Annotated in this window: 14 protein-coding genes and 1 tRNA gene; 10 read left to right on the top strand and 5 right to left on the bottom strand. The window is 69.1% G+C overall.

All coding sequences use genetic code 11. From position 1 onward, the window contains the following. Positions 1–114: 114 nt before the first annotated feature. Positions 115–960, top strand: a complete 846-nt coding sequence (locus tag ACIQ6Y_RS07625) for a DUF4184 family protein (RefSeq protein WP_404034191.1) — start codon at positions 115–117, stop codon at positions 958–960. Here the strand turns inward: ACIQ6Y_RS07625 and ACIQ6Y_RS07630 are convergent. Then, positions 926–1309: a hypothetical protein gene (locus tag ACIQ6Y_RS07630; protein WP_404034193.1), complete on the bottom strand. Its 384-nt coding sequence runs from the start codon at positions 1307–1309 to the stop codon at positions 926–928. The genes ACIQ6Y_RS07625 and ACIQ6Y_RS07630 overlap by 35 nt on opposite strands. Positions 1310–1784: 475 nt before the next feature. Further along, positions 1785–4511, bottom strand: coding sequence for a DNA polymerase I (gene polA / locus ACIQ6Y_RS07635; RefSeq protein WP_404034195.1), 2727 nt, complete (start codon positions 4509–4511; stop codon positions 1785–1787). Positions 4512–5123: 612 nt separating this feature from the next. Here polA and ACIQ6Y_RS07640 point away from each other — a divergent pair. The 7 genes from ACIQ6Y_RS07640 to ACIQ6Y_RS07670 all read left to right on the top strand — a co-directional run bounded on the left by ACIQ6Y_RS07640 (position 5124) and on the right by ACIQ6Y_RS07670 (position 14331). Then, positions 5124–7403, top strand: coding sequence for an FdhF/YdeP family oxidoreductase (locus tag ACIQ6Y_RS07640; protein ID WP_404034197.1), 2280 nt, complete (start codon positions 5124–5126; stop codon positions 7401–7403). Between the two features lie 107 nt (positions 7404–7510). Further along, entirely contained in the window at positions 7511–7999 is a 489-nt protein-coding gene (locus ACIQ6Y_RS07645) for a hotdog fold thioesterase (protein WP_404034199.1), read from the top strand. A 661-nt stretch (positions 8000–8660) separates the two neighbouring features. After that, positions 8661–9893: a branched-chain amino acid ABC transporter substrate-binding protein gene (locus tag ACIQ6Y_RS07650; RefSeq protein ID WP_404034201.1), complete on the top strand. Its 1233-nt coding sequence runs from the start codon at positions 8661–8663 to the stop codon at positions 9891–9893. A 113-nt stretch (positions 9894–10006) separates the two neighbouring features. After that, on the top strand, positions 10007–10936 hold the full coding sequence (locus tag ACIQ6Y_RS07655) for a branched-chain amino acid ABC transporter permease (protein WP_404034203.1): 930 nt from the start codon (positions 10007–10009) through the stop codon (positions 10934–10936). 4 nt (positions 10937–10940) lie between these two features. Further along, positions 10941–12755 (top strand): branched-chain amino acid ABC transporter permease, encoded by a 1815-nt coding sequence (locus tag ACIQ6Y_RS07660; RefSeq protein ID WP_404034205.1) that lies wholly within the window; start codon positions 10941–10943, stop codon positions 12753–12755. Next, complete coding sequence (locus ACIQ6Y_RS07665) at positions 12752–13618, top strand: ABC transporter ATP-binding protein (RefSeq protein ID WP_404034207.1); 867 nt, start codon at positions 12752–12754, stop codon at positions 13616–13618. The genes ACIQ6Y_RS07660 and ACIQ6Y_RS07665 overlap by 4 nt, the downstream gene beginning before the upstream one ends. Continuing rightward, positions 13615–14331 (top strand): ABC transporter ATP-binding protein, encoded by a 717-nt coding sequence (locus ACIQ6Y_RS07670; RefSeq protein WP_404034209.1) that lies wholly within the window; start codon positions 13615–13617, stop codon positions 14329–14331. The genes ACIQ6Y_RS07665 and ACIQ6Y_RS07670 overlap by 4 nt, the downstream gene beginning before the upstream one ends. An 81-nt stretch (positions 14332–14412) precedes the next feature. On the opposite strand, the gene ACIQ6Y_RS07675 is transcribed toward ACIQ6Y_RS07670, so the two are convergent. Continuing rightward, complete coding sequence (locus ACIQ6Y_RS07675; protein WP_404034211.1) at positions 14413–15081, bottom strand: ANTAR domain-containing response regulator; 669 nt, start codon at positions 15079–15081, stop codon at positions 14413–14415. A 101-nt stretch (positions 15082–15182) separates the two neighbouring features. Between ACIQ6Y_RS07675 and ACIQ6Y_RS07680 the strand changes: the two genes are divergently transcribed. After that, positions 15183–15255 (top strand) — tRNA-Leu (locus tag ACIQ6Y_RS07680). Between the two features lie 222 nt (positions 15256–15477). On the opposite strand, the gene pyk is transcribed toward ACIQ6Y_RS07680, so the two are convergent. Both pyk and ACIQ6Y_RS07690 read right to left on the bottom strand, forming a co-directional pair. Then, a complete protein-coding gene (gene pyk, locus ACIQ6Y_RS07685; RefSeq protein ID WP_404034213.1) occupies positions 15478–16908 on the bottom strand; it encodes a pyruvate kinase in 1431 nt (476 codons plus the stop codon). A gap of 181 nt (positions 16909–17089) precedes the next feature. Next, a complete protein-coding gene (locus tag ACIQ6Y_RS07690; RefSeq protein ID WP_404034215.1) occupies positions 17090–17806 on the bottom strand; it encodes an SIMPL domain-containing protein in 717 nt (238 codons plus the stop codon). Positions 17807–17974: 168 nt separating this feature from the next. On the opposite strand from ACIQ6Y_RS07690, the gene ACIQ6Y_RS07695 reads away from it, so the two are divergent. Next, positions 17975–19786, top strand: a complete 1812-nt coding sequence (locus tag ACIQ6Y_RS07695) for a bifunctional metallophosphatase/5'-nucleotidase (protein ID WP_404034217.1) — start codon at positions 17975–17977, stop codon at positions 19784–19786. Positions 19787–19792: the final 6 nt, after the last annotated feature.

Here is a 19792-nt window from a genome sequence, read left to right on the forward strand (position 1 = left end):
CGGCCGATGTTCGGATCGGGTCAACGATCGGCGTACAGGTCGGTCGCGCATACTGAACCACTCAGACGATCACCGGACAGCGACCCGGTTCAACGCCCGTCACGAGGAGGCCACTTGCCGTTCACCTTGAGTCATGCGGCAGCCGCGCTGCCCCTCATGCGCACCGACGGAACCGGCCGCGGGGCACTTGTCCCCTCCGTACTGGTGGCGGGCACGTTCTCACCCGACTTGACCTATTACGCGGCGAGTGTGCTGTCCGGGGCGATGGAGTTCGGTGATGTGACGCACTCCTTCCCCGGGGTGTTCACGGTCGACGTGCTCATCTCCTGGGCGCTGGTCGGACTGTGGCTGCTGGTGCGCGAACCGCTGGTGGCACTGCTGTCCCGGAACCGGCAGCACCGCACGGCCACCCTGCTGCGCTGCGGGGCGCCACGCGCACGCGTGCGGCCGTCGACGGCGGCCTGGTGGTACGTCTCCGCGGCCCTCGGCGCGCTGACACATGTCGTGTGGGACGCCTTCACGCACCTCGACCGGTGGGGCATGCGGCTCTTCCCGGTACTGGGCCGGGAGATCGCGGGCTCCCCGCTGTACTGGTACCTGCAGTACGGCGGTTCCGCCGTGGCCGCCGTAGTGATCGTGGTGTTCCTGGTGCGGGCGCTGCGGCACGCACCGGCGGCCGAGCCGGTGGGCGTACCCCTGCTGTCCCTGCGCGACCGGTGGGCGGCCGGTGTGCTGATCGGTGGCTGCGCCCTGGTCGCGGCAGTGCAGCGGGCGACGCGATGGTGGGCCCAGTGGAAGCCCATCGCCGAGCCGTGGGAGCTGATCCCGACGCTGTGCTTCGGGGCGGGCGCGGGCCTGTTTCTCGGCGTCCTGCTGTACGCCGTGACGGTCCGAGTGTGGCGCCCGGCCCCGGTTCCGGGCCCGGTCAGCAGGGAGCCGCGCAGCCCGGTGGCCCGCTGAGCGGGGGCACACCCGCGACGAACACGGTCAGGGTGCCGCCCGGGCGGGTGCGGGGCAGCAGCGTGAGCAGCAGCGCCACATAGCCGCGGGCCAGGTCGGCCCACAGCCGCCAGCGGGCCGGGTCGCGGGTGCGCCCCACGGCGACGAGAGTCCCTCGAATCGGCCGGCACTCGCCGAGCGATCTGAGAAGCCGACAGTGGCTCAGCGCGCGGCCCAGGTCCACAGCGGCGCGGCGCACGGCCTCCGCGGGGCCGACAACGAGACGGGCGGTGCTTGCACCGACCGCGAAGGCCGGGACCGGCACGAGCGGCAAAGGCGCCGGCCGGCGGTTGAGCATGCGTATACCCATGCCCGCATCCTCAGGGCCAACGCCCCCGGCCTGCTTTTCCGCGGGGGCCACGCGGGTGACGGCCCTCTGGGGGGTGGGGGGTGGGCGTGCCCCGCTCGGCCGGGCCGGGGCCACGCTTGTGCAGGGGCTTCGCGGAGCTGAAGGCGAGAGCAGGGCGCCGGGTTGCCTGGGCGGCAGGCACGCCGGGGGCTTCGCGGAGCTGAAGGCGAGACAGGGCCGGGTCGCCTGGGCGGCAGGCACGCATGGGCTTCGCGGAGAGGGCGAGGGCGTTCCGGGCCTGGGGCAGCTGGTGCGCTCTTGGACCGGTGGCGAGCCACGCCCGGCGGCCGGTAGGCGCCCAGCAGCCTCGTGGACGGGCGCGAACGCACCGCCGGGCCGGCACATCAGCTGTCCAGGCGCCTCTCGCAACAGGCGCTGGGAGCAGGCCCGGCCTGGTCGGCGCGGAGGCCGGCCAGGCGTGGGCCTGTCGTGTCCGTCAGTGCGCCGCCGACTCCCAGTCCGGGCCCACGCCCACCGAGACGTCCAGGGGGGCGCGCAGGTGCACGGCGCCCGCCATTTCGCGGCGGACGAGTTCCTCGGCCGCGGCGCGCTCGCCGGGGGCGATCTCGAGGACGATTTCGTCGTGGACCTGGAGGAGCATGCGGGACTTCAGGTCGGCCTCGCGCAGCGCACGGTCCACGTGGAGCATGGCGATCTTGACGATGTCGGCCGCCGTGCCCTGGATCGGCGCGTTGAGGGCCATGCGCTCGGCGGCCTCGCGACGCTGACGGTTGTCGCTGTTGAGGTCGGGCAGATAGCGGCGGCGGCCGAACAGCGTGGCCGTGTAACCGGTGGCCCGGGCCTCGTCGACGACCCGGCGCAGGTAGTCCCGTACCCCGCCGAAGCGCTCGAAGTATGTGTCCATCAGGGCGCGCGCCTCGCCGGCCTCGATGTTCAGCTGCTGGGACAGACCGAACGCCGACAGACCGTACGCCAGGCCGTACGACATGGCCTTGATCTTGCGCCGCATCTCCGCGTCCACCGCAGTGCGCTCGACGGCGAACACCTGCGAGGCCACGGTGGTGTGCAGGTCCTCGCCGGAGGTGAACGCCTCGATCAGGCCCTCGTCCTCGGACAGATGGGCCATCACCCGCAGCTCGATCTGGCTGTAGTCCGCGGTCATCAGGGACTCGAAGCCCTCGCCGACCACGAAGCCGCGCCGGATGGCCCGGCCCTCGTCGGTGCGGACCGGGATGTTCTGCAGGTTCGGGTCCGTGGAGGACAGGCGGCCGGTGGCGGCGACCGTCTGGTTGAACGTCGTGTGGATACGGCCGTCCGTCGCGATGGTCTTGATCAGGCCCTCGACGGTGACCCGCAGCTTCGCCTGCTCACGGTGGCGCAGCATGATCACCGGAAGCTCGTTGTCCGTCTGGGTCGCGAGCCAGGCCAGCGCGTCGGCGTCGGTGGTGTAGCCGGTCTTCGTCTTCTTCGTCTTCGGCAGGCCCAGCTCGCCGAAGAGGACCTCCTGGAGCTGCTTGGGCGAGCCCAGGTTGAACTCGTGCCCGGCCGCCGCGTGTGCCTCCTTCACGGCCTGCTGCACGGCGCCCGCGAACATCTGCTCCATGGCCTCCAGGTGGGCACGGTCCGCCGCGATGCCGTGCCGCTCCATCCGGGCGAGCAGCGTCGAGGTCGGCAGCTCCATGTCACGCAGCAGCTCCGCGGCGCCGACGTCCTTCAGCCGGCCCTCGAAGGCCTCGCCGAGGTCCAGGATCGCGCGGGCCTGGATCATCAGCGCCTCGGCCTCGGCGCCGTCGTCCGCGCCGAACGCCAGCTGCCCGTCGGCCGCGGCCGCGGGGGCCAGCTCGCGGTGCAGGTACTCCATGGACAGCGCGTCCAGGTCGAAGGAGCGGCGGCCGGGCTTGACCAGGTAGGCGGCGAGCGCGGTGTCCATGCCGACACCGGCCACGCTCCAGCCGTGCTCGGCGAAGACGCGCATCGCGCCCTTGACGTTGTGCAGCACCTTGGGCCGGGTCTCGTCGGCCAGCCAGGCCGCCCATGCCTGCTCGTCGGCCTCGTCGAGCTCGGACGGGTCGAACCAGGCGGCGGCCCCGCCGGGCGCGGCCAGCGCGACCTCGGCGACCGAGCCGGAGCCCAGCGCCCAGGTGTCGACGGTGGCCACACCGAGCACCGCACCGCCGTGCTCCCCGAGCCAGCCGGCCAGCTCGCCGGTGCCCAGGACGGTGCCCTCCAGCTCGACGCCGTCGGCGACGACCGGGGTGACCTCGGCCTCCTCGGCGCCCGGGTCGACGGCCAGCAGCCGCTCGCGCAGCGAGGGGTTCCTGATCTCCAGGGCGTCCAGGATCATCGCGACGGCCTTGCGGTCGTACGCGGGGCGGGCGAGGTCGGCGACCGTCTTGGGCAGCTCGACGGTGCGCACCATCTCGGTGAGCCGGCGGTTGAGCTTGACGGCCTCCAGGTGGTCGCGCAGGTTCTGTCCGGCCTTGCCCTTGACCTCCTCGACGCGCTCGACCAGCTCGGCGAAGGAACCGAACTGGTTGATCCACTTCGCGGCCGTCTTCTCGCCGACGCCCGGGATGCCCGGGAGGTTGTCCGACGGGTCGCCGCGCAGGGCGGCGAAGTCCGGGTACTGCGCGGGCGTCAAGCCGTACTTCTCGAAAACCTTCTCCGGGGTGAACCGGGTCAGCTCGGAGACGCCCTTGGTCGGATACAACACCGTGGTGTGCTCGCTGACCAGCTGGAACGAGTCGCGGTCGCCGGTGACGATCAGCACCTCGAAGCCCTCGGCCTCGGCCTGGGTGGCCAGCGTGGCGATGACGTCGTCCGCCTCGTAGCCGTCGACGGCGAAGCGGGACACATGCATCGCGTCGAGCAGCTCACCGATCAGCTCGACCTGGCCCTTGAACTCGTCCGGGGTCTTGGAGCGGTTCGCCTTGTACTCGGTGAACTCCTCCGAGCGCCAGGTCTTGCGCGAGACGTCGAAGGCCACGGCGAAGTGTGTGGGCGCCTCGTCGCGCAGGGTGTTGGCCAGCATCGACGCGAAGCCGTAGATCGCGTTCGTCGGCTGGCCGGTCGCGGTGGTGAAGTTCTCCGCGGGCAGCGCGAAGAACGCGCGGTAGGCCAGCGAGTGCCCGTCCATGAGCATCAGCCGCGGACGGTCGCCGCCGGAGGTCTTCTCGGTCTTGTTCGGTGCTGTCTCTGCCACGCCCCCGATCCTGCCACGCCCCACTGACAGCGGACCGCCATCGCGGACTCCGACCGGTCCGGCACGGCCCGGCTCAGGCCGCCGGGCCAGGCGCTCATGGGCTCAGGCACCGTCCGGCTCCGCTATCCCCAGGCTCCCCCACCACCCGGCTCCGGTATCCCCAGGCACCCCACCGCCCGGCACTCGCACCGCAAGACACCGGCACAGCGGCACCCCGCACTACGACCCGTCCCGCCCCGGCGCCACGACCCCCGCACCGCCCGACTCCCGCACCGTCCAACTCCTGCGCCCCCGCTCCCGTACCGCCCAACTCCGGCACCCCGCGCCCGTACCGCCCAGCTCCCCCACCGCCGACGCCCACCCCGCCCGACTCCCCCACCATGCCGATCACACTGTGCCGATCACGCCACCCCAGCCAAGCCCTGCCGGCGCCCGCGCCCCTTACACCGCGCCGACACCCCCGCGACGCCCAGCCCCACAGCAAGCGCAGCCAGTGACAGCAAGCGCAGCCCATGGCTGCGCCCTCGGCACCCGACGCCCGGTCACCGCTGTCGGTGCCGCGTGCGAGGATCGGAGACGTACTTCACACACGCAGTCGAAGGAGACCGTGCGATGGCGACGAAGCCGCCCAAGGCCGACCCGGTCCAGGACGCGCCCCAGGTCGCGGAGCCGCAGCACGCGGCGGCGGGGCTGCCGGCCATCGGGCACACGCTGCGCATGGCCCAGCAGCAGATGGGCGTCAAGCGGACCGCGCTGACCCTGCTCAGCGTGAACCAGAAGAACGGCTTCGACTGCCCCGGCTGCGCCTGGCCCGAGCCGGACCACCGGCACAAGGCGGAGTTCTGTGAGAACGGCGCGAAGGCGGTCGCCGAGGAGGCCACCCTGCGCCGGGTCACCCCCGAGTTCTTCGCCGCGCATTCCGTGGCCGACCTCGCCGGCCGCAGCGGCTACTGGCTGGGCCAGCAGGGCCGGCTCACGCACCCCGTGTATCTGCCCGAGGGCGGCGAGCACTACGAGCCGGTCACCTGGGAGCGCGCCTTCGACATCATCGCGGAGGAGATCGACGCGCTCTCCTCCCCCGACGAGGCCGTCTTCTACACCTCGGGCCGCACCAGCAACGAGGCCGCGTTCCTCTACCAGCTCTTCGCGCGCGAGCTGGGCACCAACAACCTGCCGGACTGCTCCAACATGTGCCACGAGTCCTCGGGCTCGGCGCTCAACGAGACCATCGGCATCGGCAAGGGCAGCGTCCTGCTGGAGGACCTGTACAAGGCGGACCTGATCGTCGTGGCCGGGCAGAACCCGGGCACCAACCATCCGCGCATGCTCTCGGCCCTGGAGAAGGCGAAGGCGAACGGCGCGAAGATCATCAGCGTCAACCCGCTGCCCGAGGCGGGCCTGGAGCGCTTCAAGAACCCGCAGACGCCCAAGGGCCTGACCACCGGCGCCTCCCTCACCGACCTGTTCCTGCAGATCCGCATCGGCGGCGACCAGGCCCTCTTCCGCCTGCTCAACAAGCTGATCCTGGAGGCGGAGGGCGCGGTCGACGCGGAGTTCGTGCGCGAGCACACGCACGGCTTCGAGGAGTTCGCCGAGGCCGCGCGCGCGGCCGACTGGGACGAGACCCTCGAGGCGACCGGCCTCACGCGCGCGCAGATCGAAGAGGCCCTGCGCATGGTCCTCGCCTCGCAGCGCACCATCGTCTGCTGGGCCATGGGCCTGACGCAGCACAAGCACTCGGTGCCGACCATCCGCGAGGTGGTCAACTTCCTGCTGCTGCGCGGCAACATCGGGCGCCCCGGCGCGGGCGTGTGCCCGGTGCGCGGCCACTCCAACGTGCAGGGCGACCGCACGATGGGCATCTTCGAGCGGCCCGCGCCCGCCTTCCTGGACGCCCTGGAGAAGGAGTTCGGGTTCGCGCCCCCGCGCGAGCACGGCTTCGACGTCGTACGCGCCATCCAGGCACTGCGCGACGGCGAGGCGAAGGTCTTCTTCGCCATGGGCGGCAACTTCGTGGCGGCCTCCCCCGACACCGAGGTCACCGAGGCGGCCATGCGGCGCGCCCGCCTGACGGTGCATGTGTCGACGAAGCTGAACCGCTCGCACGCCGTCACGGGCGCGCGGGCGCTGATCCTGCCGACGCTCGGCCGCACCGAGCGCGATCTCCAGGGCGGCGGCGAGCAGTTCGTGACCGTCGAGGACTCCATGGGCATGGTGCACGCCTCGCGCGGACGTCTGGAGCCCGCGAGCCGTCATCTGCTGTCGGAGCCGGCGATCGTGTGCCGGCTGGCGCGCCGGGTGCTGGGCGAGCGGTCGAACACGCCGTGGGAGGAGTTCGAGAAGGACTACGGCACGATCCGGGACCGCATCGCGCGCGTGATCCCCGGCTTCGAGGACTTCAACGCCCGCGTGGCCCGCCCCGGGGGCTTCACGCTGCCGCACGCGCCGCGCGACGAGCGCCGCTTCCCCACGGCGACCGGCAAGGCCAACTTCACCGCCGCGCCGGTGGAGTACCCCGACCTGCCCGAGGGGCGGCTGCTGCTGCAGACGCTGCGCTCGCACGACCAGTACAACACCACGATCTACGGCCTGGACGACCGCTACCGCGGCATCCGGGGCGGCCGCCGGGTGGTCCTGGTCAACCCCGAGGACGCGCGCACGCTCGGCCTCGCCGACGGCGTGTACGTGGACCTGGTGAGCGAGTGGAGGGACGGCGTGGAGCGCCGGGCGCCCGGCTTCCGCGTGGTGCACTACCCGACCGCGCGGGGCTGCGCCGCCGCCTACTACCCGGAGACCAACGTCCTCGTCCCGCTGGACGCCACCGCGGACACCAGCAACACCCCGGCCAGCAAGTCCGTGGTGGTCCGTCTGGAACAATCGGCCACCGACTGAGCGTTTGCTCAGCGGGGTGAGCCGTTTTGATCGGCTCATCCGAACGAGCCGTGACTGATCGGCTCGTCGATACGAGCCGTACTGATCGAACGAACGGAGCCGGGCCCATGGGCGAGCAGCAGCATGTGAAGTTCCCGCAGGAGGTCATCGACGAGTACGCGGCCCTCGGCGTCGACCTGCCCGCGCTGTTCTCCGCCGGGCACCTCGGCATGCGCATGGGCGTGCAGATCCTGGAGGCCTCCGCCGAGCGGGTCGTCGGCACGATGCCGGTCGAGGGCAACACCCAGCCCTACGGCCTGCTGCACGGCGGCGCCTCCGCGGTCCTGGCCGAGACCCTCGGCTCGGTGGGCTCCATGCTGCACGGCGGCGTCTCCAAGATCGCCGTCGGTGTCGACCTGAACTGCACGCACCACCGCGGGGTGCGCTCCGGCCTGGTCACCGGCGTGGCCACGCCTGTGCACCGCGGCCGGTCCACGGCGACGTACGAGATCGTGATCAGTGACGAGGAAGGGCGGCGGGTGTGCACCGCGCGGCTGACCTGCATGCTGCGCGACGTCGGCCCGAAGGACGCCGAGCAGGTCGGCTCCGCCGGCTGACCGGCGGAGCGGATCCGGACGCAGGAGGGGGTGGTCGCGAAGGTGCGACCGCCCCCTCCGGCGTCTCACGAAGCCCAACATGCCACTGTCCGCGGGCGTTTGACGTACCGTCGGACGCAGTGCGGCGGACGCGGACGGTCACGGGATCGCCCGCGAAGCGCCGACGCGTTTCCCCCACCCGGTGATCGAATACGGAAAAGTGCCCCAGAACGCCGGACTCCCTTTCCGGCCTGTAACCCTGCGTAATTCACAAGCAATCAAGAAAAACGGAATCCGCAGCTCCACACCCCCTTCCTTTTCGGACCGAACGTGGCATACTCCCCGCCCCTCTCCCGCCTCAAGTAGCCTCCGGCAACAAGTCGCGTCAGTACCAAAACAAAGAAACGGTGCTGCATTCGATCGAGGCGCACCCTGCGCATTCTCACTATGCGGACAGCGCGAACCGGCTGGAATTCCCCCCTTCCGCCCACGGTGTCGCGCTCTCCGATACTCCGCGGCATAACAAGAGCGTCACAGCCTTGGCCAGACCACTCCTGCATTTCCGTCGACGCGCCTAGAGTCACGGCCAGTCACCGCGCCACCGGATTCGAAGCCACTTCGGTCCAGCGCTCGACTCGGCGCGTTCCACGGGGAACCGCCGTGCCAGGGAAAGGACTGACTCGTGCGTCAACGTTCGCTCATAGCCATCACCGCCGTCCTCGCGGCGGGATCGCTCACCCTGACCGCCTGTGGCTCGCGCGACGACGACGGTGGCGGCAAAGGCGGCGGCGACAAGACCACTGTGGTGATCGGCCTCGACGCTCCGCTGACCGGCGACCTGTCGGCCCTCGGCCTCGGCATGCGCAACTCCGCCGACCTCGCCGCCAAGACCGCCAACAAGCAGGAATACGTCGAGGGCGTCGAGTTCAAGATCGAGCCCCTCGACGACCAGGCGCAGCCGTCCGTCGGCCAGCAGAACGCCCAGAAGTTCATCAGCAACAAGGACGTCCTCGGCGTCGTCGGCCCGCTGAACTCCAGCGTCTCCCAGCAGATGCAGAAGCCGTTCAACGACGCCGGCCTCACCCAGATCTCCCCCGCCAACACCGGCACGGAGCTGACCCAGGGCGACGGCTGGAAGACCGGCAACTCGGTCCGCCAGTTCAAGACGTTCTTCCGCACCGCCACCACGGACGAGATCCAGGGTGCCTTCGCCGCCGAGTACCTCTTCACCAAGGCCGGCAAGAAGAAGGTCTACCTGATCGACGACCAGAAGACCTACGGCGCGGGCCTGGCCGCCTCCTTCAAGGAGAACTTCACCAAGCTCGGCGGAAAGATCGTCGGCAGCGACCACATCAACCCCGACGACCGCGACTTCAACTCCGTCGTGGCCAAGATCAAGAAGACCGGTGCCGAGGCCCTCTACTACGGCGGCGAGTACCCGGCCGCCGCGCCCCTGAGCCAGCAGCTCAAGGACAGCGGCCAGAACATCCCGCTCATGGGCGGCGACGGCATCTACTCCGGTGAGTTCCCCAAGCTGAACAAGAAGGCCGAGGGCGACCTCGCCACCTCCGTCGGCAAGCCCGTCGAGCAGCTCGACTCCGCCAAGGAGTTCATCAAGAACTACGAGGCCGGCAGCTACGAGGACGCCTACGAGGCCTACGGCGGCCTGACCTACGACGCCACCTGGGCCATCATCGAGGCCGTCAAGCTGGCGGTCGAGGGCAACGACGGCAAGCTCCCGTCCGACGGCCGCAAGGCGGTCCTGGACGCCATGGCCAAGGTCAAGTTCGACGGCGTCACCGGCACCATCTCCTTCGACGAGTTCGGTGACACCACCAACACGCTGATGACCGCCTACAAGGTCACCAAGGGCGCGTGGGCGCCCGAGTACAGCGCCTCCCCCAAGGTGGGCTGACCAGGGGACGAGTAAGAGACCCCCACTCACACATTGATCCAGGCCGCGCGGGAAGCGCCCACCAGCGCTCCCGCGCGGCGCCATATCCGAACCACTCCCACGGAGGCCCTGCGGTGAACGAACTGCCGCAACAGCTGGCCAATGGACTCATCCTCGGCGCGATGTACGGACTCATCGCGATCGGCTACACGATGGTCTACGGCATCGTCCAGCTCATCAACTTCGCCCACGGCGAGATCTTCATGGTCGGGGGCTTCGGGGCCCTCACCGTCTGGCTCGTACTCCCCGACGGCTTCGGCCTCGGCGCAGCCGTACCCCTCATGATCATCGGCGGGATCATCGTCTCCGTCGCCGTCGCCACCGCGGCGGAACGCTTCGCCTACCGGCCTCTGCGCACCGCTCCACGGCTGGCACCCCTCATCACCGCCATCGGCCTGTCCATCGTCCTCCAGCAGGTCGTATGGATGTGGTACCCCGACGCCAAGAAGGACCACCCCTTCCCGCAGTTCCAGGGCGAGCCCTTCGAAATCCTCGGCGCCACCATCCAGCGCGGTGACGTGTTCGTCCTGATCGCCGCCCCGCTCTGCATGGTCGCCCTCGGCTTCTTCGTCACCAAGACCCGCTCCGGCCGGGGCATGCAGGCCACCGCCCAGGACCCCGACACCGCCAAGCTGATGGGCATCAACACCGACCGCATCATCGTCATGGCCTTCGCCATCGGTGCCGCGTTCGCCGCCATCGCGGCCGTCGCCTACGGCCTCAAGAACGGCCAGGTCGGCTTCCGCATGGGCTTCCTGATGGGCCTCAAGGCCTTCACCGCGGCCGTCCTCGGCGGCATCGGCAACATCTACGGCGCCATGCTCGGCGGCCTCGTCCTCGGCGTCGCCGAATCTCTCGCCACCGGCTACATCGGCGACATCCCCGGCATGGACCTCTTCGGCGGCGGCGCCTGGAAGGACGTATGGGCCTTCGCCCTCCTCATCCTCGTCCTGCTCTTCCGGCCACAAGGCCTGCTCGGCGAACGCGTCGCGGATCGGGCGTGATCACATGACCAACAACACGATCGAAACCACCAAGACAAACCCCTCGGAAGCCACCGCGATCATCCCGATGCCGCCCGCCGCGGCACGCGCGATCACCCTCGCCGGCTCCGCCATCGCCCTCGCGGGCACCTTCCTCGCCTGGACCTGGACCGAGGAATTCCCCGGAAACCTCACCGTCACCGGCTACCCCGGCGGCCTGCAGGTGCTCACGCTCGTGGGAGCACTCCTCACGCTGCTGCTCACCCTGTCCGGCTACGGCATCCGGGGCCTCGGCTGGCTCACCCCCGGCGGCACCAACAGCCCCGTCCGACTGATGGCCCTCGGCGTCCTCGGCACCACCGGCTACGCCATCGGCGCCATCAGCTACGAACTCGGTGGCATCGTCAACCTCGAGCCCGGCGCCTACGTCTCCGGCATCGGCGCCCTCCTCGCGGTCATCGGCGCCTTCTGCCTCCCCGCCGACCAGCCCTACACCGGCCAGAACCCCGACCCCAGCCCCTGGGCCGTCCTGCGCCACGTACTCAGCGCCCCCGACCCTCGCCGCGCCAAGGAACTCCCCTCCTGGGCCGAGATCCTGATCATCGCCGCCGGCTTCGGCGTCGGCCTGTACGTCTTCTCGTACGGCATCAGCACCGAGTACTCCGAGCTGTTCATCGGCTTCCTGATCATCGCCGGCTTCGGCTTCACCGCCGTCAACCGCGCAGGTCTGCTCAAGCGACTCTCGGCACTCACCGCCAAGAACCGCAACGTCACCATGGCCGCGGCGTTCGTCGCAGCGATCTGCTTCCCGTTCACTCAGTCAAACGATCAGTTCGCGCTGATCGGAGCGAACATCCTCATCTTCGCCACCGTCGCTCTGGGCCTGAACGTCGTCGTCGGCCTCGCCGGCCTGCTCGACCTCGGATACGTCGCCTTCCTCGGCGTCGGCGCCTACGCCGCCGCCCTGGTCTCCGGCTCACCCCAGTCGACCATCGGCGTCCACTTCCCGTTCTGGGCGGCCGTCCTCACCGGCGCCCTCGCCTCGCTGATCTTCGGCGTGGTGATCGGCGCACCGACCCTGCGACTGCGCGGCGACTACCTCGCCATCGTCACGCTCGGCTTCGGTGAGATCTTCCGCATCACCATGAACAACCTCAACGGCAACAGCGGACCCGACGTCACCAACGGCTCCAACGGCATCCCGAACATCCCCGACCTGGAGATCTTCGGCTTCAACCTCGGCCTGCCGCACGACGTCCTCGGCCACGAGCTCACCCGCTCCGGCAACTACTACCTGCTGATGCTGCTGTGCACGATCGTCGTCGTCATGGTCTTCCGCCGCTCCGCGGAATCCCGCATCGGCCGCGCCTGGGTCGCCATCCGTGAGGACGAGACCGCCGCCACCGCCATGGGCATCAACGGCTTCCGCCTCAAGCTCCTCGCCTTCGCTCTCGGCGCCTCCCTCGCCGGTCTCGCGGGCACCGTCCAGGCCCACGTCTCCTACAGCGTGACCCCCGAGCAGTACCAGTTCGCCGGCTCCGTGCCGCCCAACTCGGCCTTCCTGCTCGCCGCCGTCATCCTCGGCGGCATGGGCACCATCAGCGGACCCCTCATCGGCGCCGCCCTGCTCTACCTGATCCCGGCCAAGCTCCAGTTCATGGCGGAGTACCAGCTCCTCCTCTTCGGCGTCGCGCTCATGCTCCTCATGCGCTTCCGCCCCGAAGGCCTGGTCGCCGACCGCAGGAAGCAGCTCGAATTCCACGAGACCGGACAGCTCGACGTACCGGAGGACAAACCGCTGCCCGACGGCGCGACCGGCGTCGCGAAGGCAGGTGCGTGACCGCCATGACCACCACCGCAACCACCACCAAGGTGCTCGACGCCACCGACGTCACCATGCGCTTCGGCGGCCTCACCGCCGTACGCTCCGTCGACCTCACCGTCAACACCGGTGAGATCGTCGGCCTGATCGGACCCAACGGCGCCGGCAAGACCACCTTCTTCAACTGCCTCACCGGCCTGTACGTCCCGACCGAAGGCACCGTCAAGTACAAGGACACCGTCCTGCCGCCCAAGCCGCACCTGGTCACCCAGGCCGGCATCGCCCGCACCTTCCAGAACATCCGGCTCTTCGCCAACATGACCGTTCTGGAGAACGTGCTGGTCGGACGGCACACCCGCACCAAGGAGGGCCTCTGGTCCGCCCTCCTGCGCCTCCCCGGCTTCAAGAAGGCCGAGGAGGAGTCCCGCGAACGCGCCATGGAACTCCTGGAGTTCACCGGACTCGCCGCCAAGGCCGACCACCTCGCCCGCAACCTGCCCTACGGCGAACAGCGCAAGCTGGAGATCGCCCGCGCACTCGCGAGCGAACCCGGCCTGCTCCTCCTCGACGAGCCCACCGCGGGCATGAACCCGCAGGAGACCCGAGCGGCCGAAGAACTCATCTTCGCCATCCGGGACAAGGGCATCGCCGTCCTCGTCATCGAGCACGACATCCGGTTCATCATGAACCTCTGCGACCGGGTCGCCGTGCTCGTCCAGGGCGAGAAGATCGTCGAAGGCCCCGCCGAAGTCGTCCAGGCCGACGAACGCGTCATCGCCGCCTACCTCGGCACCCCCTTCGAGGGCGCCCCGGGCAGCGACGAAGCCGCCGAGGTCGATGCGGCCGAGACGCAGAGCACCACGGAAGGGGACGACAAGTGACCGCACTGCTCGAGGTCGAGGACCTCAGGGTCGCCTACGGCAAGATCGAGGCCGTCAAAGGCATCTCGTTCAAGGTCGAAGCGGGCGAGGTCGTCACCCTGATCGGCACCAACGGCGCCGGCAAGACCACGACCCTGCGCACCCTCTCCGGACTGCTCCAGCCGGTCTCCGGCGACATCCGCTTCGAGGGCAAGTCGCTCAAGAAGGTCCCCGCCCACAAGGTCGTCTCGCTGGGACTCGCCCACTCCCCCGAGGGGCGGCACATCTTCCCGCGCATGACGATCGAGGACAACCTCCGCCTCGGCGCCTTCCTCCGCAACGACAAGGAAGGCATCGAGAAGGACATCCAGCGCGCCTACGACCTCTTCCCCATCCTCGGGGAGCGCAGGAAGCAGGCCGCCGGCACCCTCTCGGGCGGCGAGCAGCAGATGCTCGCCATGGGACGCGCCCTCATGTCACGCCCCAAGCTCCTGATGCTCGACGAGCCCTCCATGGGCCTGTCGCCGATCATGATGCAGAAGATCATGGCCACCATCCAGGAGCTCAAGTCCCAGGGCACCACCATCCTGCTCATCGAGCAGAACGCCCAGGCCGCCCTGTCCCTCGCGGACCACGGCCACGTCATGGAGGTCGGCAAGATCGTCCTCTCCGGCACGGGCCAGGACCTGCTCGTCGACGAGTCGGTACGCAAGGCGTACCTCGGCGAGGACTAGAAGGTTCTTGTACGTGACTGAGGCCCGCGCCCCTTGCCTTACGCAGGGGACGCGGGCCTCAGCCGTGCGGTGCGGGCCGGTTCAGCCCTTGTCGGAGGTCTTCGCGGCCTTCTTCTCCTCGGCGTCCTGGATGACGGCCTCGGCGACCTGCTGCATCGACATACGCCGGTCCATGGAGGTCTTCTGGATCCAGCGGAACGCGGCCGGCTCGGTCAGGCCGTACTCCGTCTGCAGGATCGACTTCGCCCGGTCCACCAGCTTGCGGGTCTCCAGGCGCAGGGTGAGGTCGGCGACCTCCTTCTCCAGCTCCTTCAGCTGCGTGTAGCGCGAGACGGCCATCTCGATCGCCGGAACGACGTCGCTCTTGCTGAAGGGCTTCACGAGGTACGCCATGGCGCCGGCGTCCCTGGCGCGCTCCACGAGGTCGCGCTGCGAGAACGCGGTGAGCATCAGCACCGGGGCGATCGACTCCTCGGTGATCTTCTCGGCCGCGGAGATGCCGTCGAGCTTGGGCATCTTCACGTCCAGGATCACGAGGTCCGGCTTGTGCTCACGGGCCAGCTCCACGGCCTGCTCACCGTCACCGGCCTCACCGACGACCGTGTAGCCCTCCTCCTCCAGCATCTCTTTGAGGTCGAGCCGGATCAGTGCCTCGTCCTCGGCGATGACGACACGGGTCGTCAGCGGAGGCACGTGCGACTTGTCGTCGTCGGGCGCGTCTACGGGCTGGGGCGACTCGGGCGCGGTCACGGGGGCTCCTTGTTCAGGCAGGGGTACTGCTGACAAGAGCCTACCTAGCTGCGGTAAGGTGGGGGCACGGCGGGTGACCGTCGTCCTTTATTTCCAAGGGAGCCCCGGTAGCCCAGCGGTAGAGGCAATGGTCTCAAACACCATACAGCGTCGGTTCGAATCCGACCCGGGGTACTTTTCCTCCGAATCCAAGGTCGCCATTCCCAAGCGGATGTTCCCGTTCTCGTGAACATCCGCTTTTCGCTGCATACCGAGGCGATCATTCTCACGCAGTGGTCATGTGTATGACATCAGCACCCGAAAGCATGCCCTGGCGCTGGTCGTCATCGACGCCGCCCGCAAAGCCTCAGTAGCCCTGCTCGACGCCCATGCAGGCCCGGAACACCGAAGCCCCGCTTATCGCGACGCCTCTCCGATGTGGTGCACCCGGACCAGGTTGGTCGTGCCGGACACCCCGGGCGGGGAGCCGGCCGTGATGACGACCGTGTCGCCCGGCCGGCAGCGGCCGTACTTGAGCAGCAGCTCGTCCACCTGGTCGACCATCGCGTCGGTGGAGTCGACGCTCGGGCCGAGGAAGGTCTCCACGCCCCAGGTCAGGCTGAGTTGGGAGCGGGTCGCCGGGTCGGGGGTGAAGGCGAGCAGCGGGATCGGGGAGCGGTAGCGGGAGAGGCGGCGGGCGGTGTCGCCGGACTGGGAGCAGGCGACGAGGAACTTGGCGCCGAGGAAGTCGCCCATTTCCGCGGCCGCGCGGGCGACCGCACCGCCTTGCGTGCGGGGCTTGTTGCGTTCGTTCAGCGGCGGCAGGCCCTTGGCGAGCATGTCCTCTTCTGCCGCTTCGACGATGCGGGCCATCGTCTTGACCGTTTCCACGGGGTACTTGCCGACGCTCGTCTCGCCGGACAGCATCACCGCGTCCGTGCCGTCGATGACCGCGTTGGCGACGTCCGACGCCTCCGCCCTGGTCGGGCGTGAGTTTTCGATCATCGAGTCGAGCATCTGTGTCGCAACGATCACCGGCTTGGCGTTTCGCTTGGCGAGTTTGACCGCGCGCTTCTGGACGATCGGCACCTGCTCCAGGGGCATCTCCACGCCGAGGTCGCCGCGGGCGACCATGATGCCGTCGAAGGCGGCGACGATGTCGTCGATCGCGTCGACGGCCTGGGGCTTCTCGACCTTGGCGATGACGGGGATTCGGCGGCCCTCTTCGTCCATGATGCGGTGGACGTCCTCGGCGTCGCGTCCGCTGCGGACGAACGAGAGGGCGATGACGTCGAAGCCGGTGTGCAGGGCCCAGCGGAGGTCCTCCTCGTCCTTCTCCGACATCGCGGGGACGGAGACGGCTACGCCCGGGAGGTTGAGGCCCTTGTGGTCGGAGACCATGCCGCCTTCGACGACGGTGGTGTGGACGCGGGGTCCGTCGACGGAGGTCACCTCCAGGCAGACCTTGCCGTCGTCGACGAGGATGCGTTCACCGGGGGTGACGTCGGCGGCGAGGCCCTGGTAGGTGGTGCCGCACTGTTCGCGGTCGCCTTCGGCGCCTTCTTCGACGGTGATGGTGAAGGCGTCGCCGCGTTCGAGGAGTACGGGTCCTTCGGTGAAACGGCCGAGTCGGATCTTCGGGCCCTGAAGGTCGGCGAGGATGCCGACGCTGCGGCCGGTCTCGTCGGCGGCCTTGCGGACGCGGTGGTAACGCTCCTCGTGCTCGGCGTGGGTGCCGTGGCTGAGGTTGAATCGGGCGACGTCCATTCCGGCTTCGACCAGTGCCTTGATCTGGTCGTACGAGTCGGTGGCGGGGCCCAGGGTACAGACGATCTTCGCTCGGCGCATGGTCCGAGCCTATGCCTTACCGGTGGGTAGAGAATTGGCCGGGCATGACCACTCAACCACCTTTGGATGAAGGGGTGTTGACAAGTGTTGAATTGTGCAGACGCCCGCTCCGATGAGCATTTCACCCGCACCCGACCAGCATTCCGCCCTGTATTCGAATTCCGCTTCCGTGAATGAATTTCTACAGTCGCGGCGGATGCATCGTGAATCGGGCGTTGACCGTGGCGTACACGTGCTGGCGTTCGGGTTCCAGATCGAGTGGGGCGGCGGCCTCCGTCTCCGCGGCCATGCTGTAGGCGGCGGAGCGCATCCGGCCGGCGGCGGCCGGGTGGGGCATGGGGTTCTCCGCACCGATGTCGGCGAGTTCGACGAGGGCGGCGAGGGTGGTGCCGAGGGCTTCGGCGTATTCGCGGGCGCGTTGGACGGCTTCGCGCACTGCTTGCGTGCGGGCGTCGCGGTGGGCGGGTGAGTCGGGGCGCAGGGCCCACCAGGGGCCGTCGACGTGGGTGAGGTCCAGGTCGGCGAGGCGGGTGGTGAGTTCACCGAGGGCGGTGAAGTCGGTGAGTTCGGCGGTGATGCGTACGGCGCCGTGGTAGGTGCGGATGCGTTCGCCGCGGCCGTGTTTGGTGAGTTCGGGGGTGACGGAGAAGGCGCCGGTCTCCAGGCGTTCGACGGCGTCCCCGTAGGACTTGACCAGGTCGAGGGTGGTGGTGTTGCGGCGGGTGAGGTCGTCGAGGGCGGAGCGGCGGTCGCGTCCGCGGGCGGTGACGGTGATGCCGAGGCGAGCGATCTCGGGGTCGACTTCGAGGTGGGCTTCGCCGCGAACGGCGATGCGGGGTGCGTCGGGGGTGCCGTAGGGGACGGGCGGTTGGGGACCGGCGGCTTCGGGTGTGGTCATACGTCCCACTCTGTCACCGATCGGACCGATCAAGGCTGTTCGTTCATCGCTCGGGTCACTCAATCGCAACCTGCTGGGTCTATTGCTGCTTGCCGTGAGCGGGTCAGAATCTACGCGCGTTATCTACGCGCGTTGTGACCGTTTCGCGTGGCCGAGGAGAGTTCGAACATGGGGTTGGACCGCCGGAAGTTCCTGAAGAAGTCCGCCGTGACCGGGGCGGGGGTGGCGCTGGCCGGTGCGGCGGCGGTTCCCGCGGCTCAGGCGGCGGAGAGTGCGCCGGCGGCGAAGGGGGGCCGTGAGAAGCGGTACTCGCTCACCGTGATGGGCACGACCGATCTGCACGGCAATGTCTTCAACTGGGACTACTTCAAGGACGCGGAGTACGCGGACGCGAAGGGCAACGCCAAGGGTCTGGCGCGTATCTCGACGCTGGTGGACCAGGTGCGCGAGGAGAAGGGCCGCTGCAACACGCTGCTGCTGGACGCCGGCGACACGATCCAGGGCACCCCGCTGACGTACTACTACGCGAAGGTGGACCCGATCACCGCCGAGGGCGGTCCGGTGCACCCGATGGCCCAGGCGATGAACGCGATCGGGTACGACGCGGTGGCGCTGGGCAACCACGAGTTCAACTACGGCATCGAGACGCTGCGCAAGTTCGAGGAGCAGTGCGACTTCCCGCTGCTGGGCGCGAACGCGGTGGACGCGAAGACGCTGCGGCCGGCGTTCCCGCCGTACTTCATGAAGACCTTCCATGTGAAGGGCGCGCGGCCGGTGAAGGTGGCGGTGCTGGGTCTGACGAACCCGGGCATCGCGATCTGGGACAAGGCGTACGTCCAGGGCAAGCTGGCGTTCCCGGGTCTGGAGGAGCAGGCGGCGAAGTGGGTGCCGAAGCTGAAGTCGATGGGCGCGGACGTGGTGATCGTGTCGGCGCACAGTGGTTCGTCGGGTACGTCGTCGTACGGTGACCAGTTGCCGTACGTGGAGAACGCGGCGGCGAACGTGGCGCGTCTGGTGCCGGACATCGACGCCATCCTGGTGGGTCACGCGCATGTCGAGATCCCGGAGCTGAAGGTCGTCAACGAGAAGACGGGCAGGACGGTCGTGCTGTCGGAGCCGCTGTGCTACGCGGAGCGGCTGACCCTGTTCGACATCGACCTGGTGTTCCGCAAGGGGCGTTGGGTGGTCGAGTCGGTCGCGGCGTCGCTGCGTAACTCGAACACGGTGGCGGACGACCCCGAGATCTCCAAGCTGCTGGACGACCAGCACGCGAGGGTCGTGGAGTACGTCAACCAGGTGGTCGGTACGGCCACGGAAACGCTCACGACGGTCGAAGCGCGCTACAAGGACGCTCCGATCATCGATCTGATCACAAAGGTTCAGGAGGACGTGGTCAGGGCGGCGCTGGCGGGCACGGAGTATGCGTCGCTGCCGGTGATCTCGCAGGCGTCGCCGTTCTCGCGGACGTCGGAGATCCCGGCGGGCAAGGTGACGATCCGGGATCTGTCGAGCCTGTACGTGTACGACAACACGCTGGTCGCGAAGCTGATGACGGGTGCGCAGCTGAAGGCGTACCTGGAGTACTCGGCGGAGTACTTCGTGCAGACGGCGGCGGGTGCTCCGGTGGACGTGGAGAAGCTGACGAACGCGAACAACCGCCCGGACTACAACTACGACTACGTGTCGGGGCTGTCGTACGAGATCGACATCGCCCAGCCGGCCGGTTCGCGGATCAGGAATCTGTCGTACAACGGCGGCGTGCTGGACGATGCTCAGAAGTTCGTGTTCGCGGTGAACAACTACCGCGCGAACGGTGGCGGGGCGTTCCCGCACGTGGCGTCGGCGCAGGAGCTGTGGTCGGAGTCGACGGAGATCCGGACCAGGATCGCGGAGTGGGTGACGGCGAAGGGCGTGCTGGACCCGAAGGACTTCGCGTCGGTGGACTGGAAGCTGACGCGTGAGGGCACGCCGGTGTTCTGATGTTCG

The organism is Streptomyces sp. NPDC096205 (genome assembly GCF_044763135.1).
In the GTDB taxonomy this organism is placed as follows: domain Bacteria; phylum Actinomycetota; class Actinomycetes; order Streptomycetales; family Streptomycetaceae; genus Streptomyces.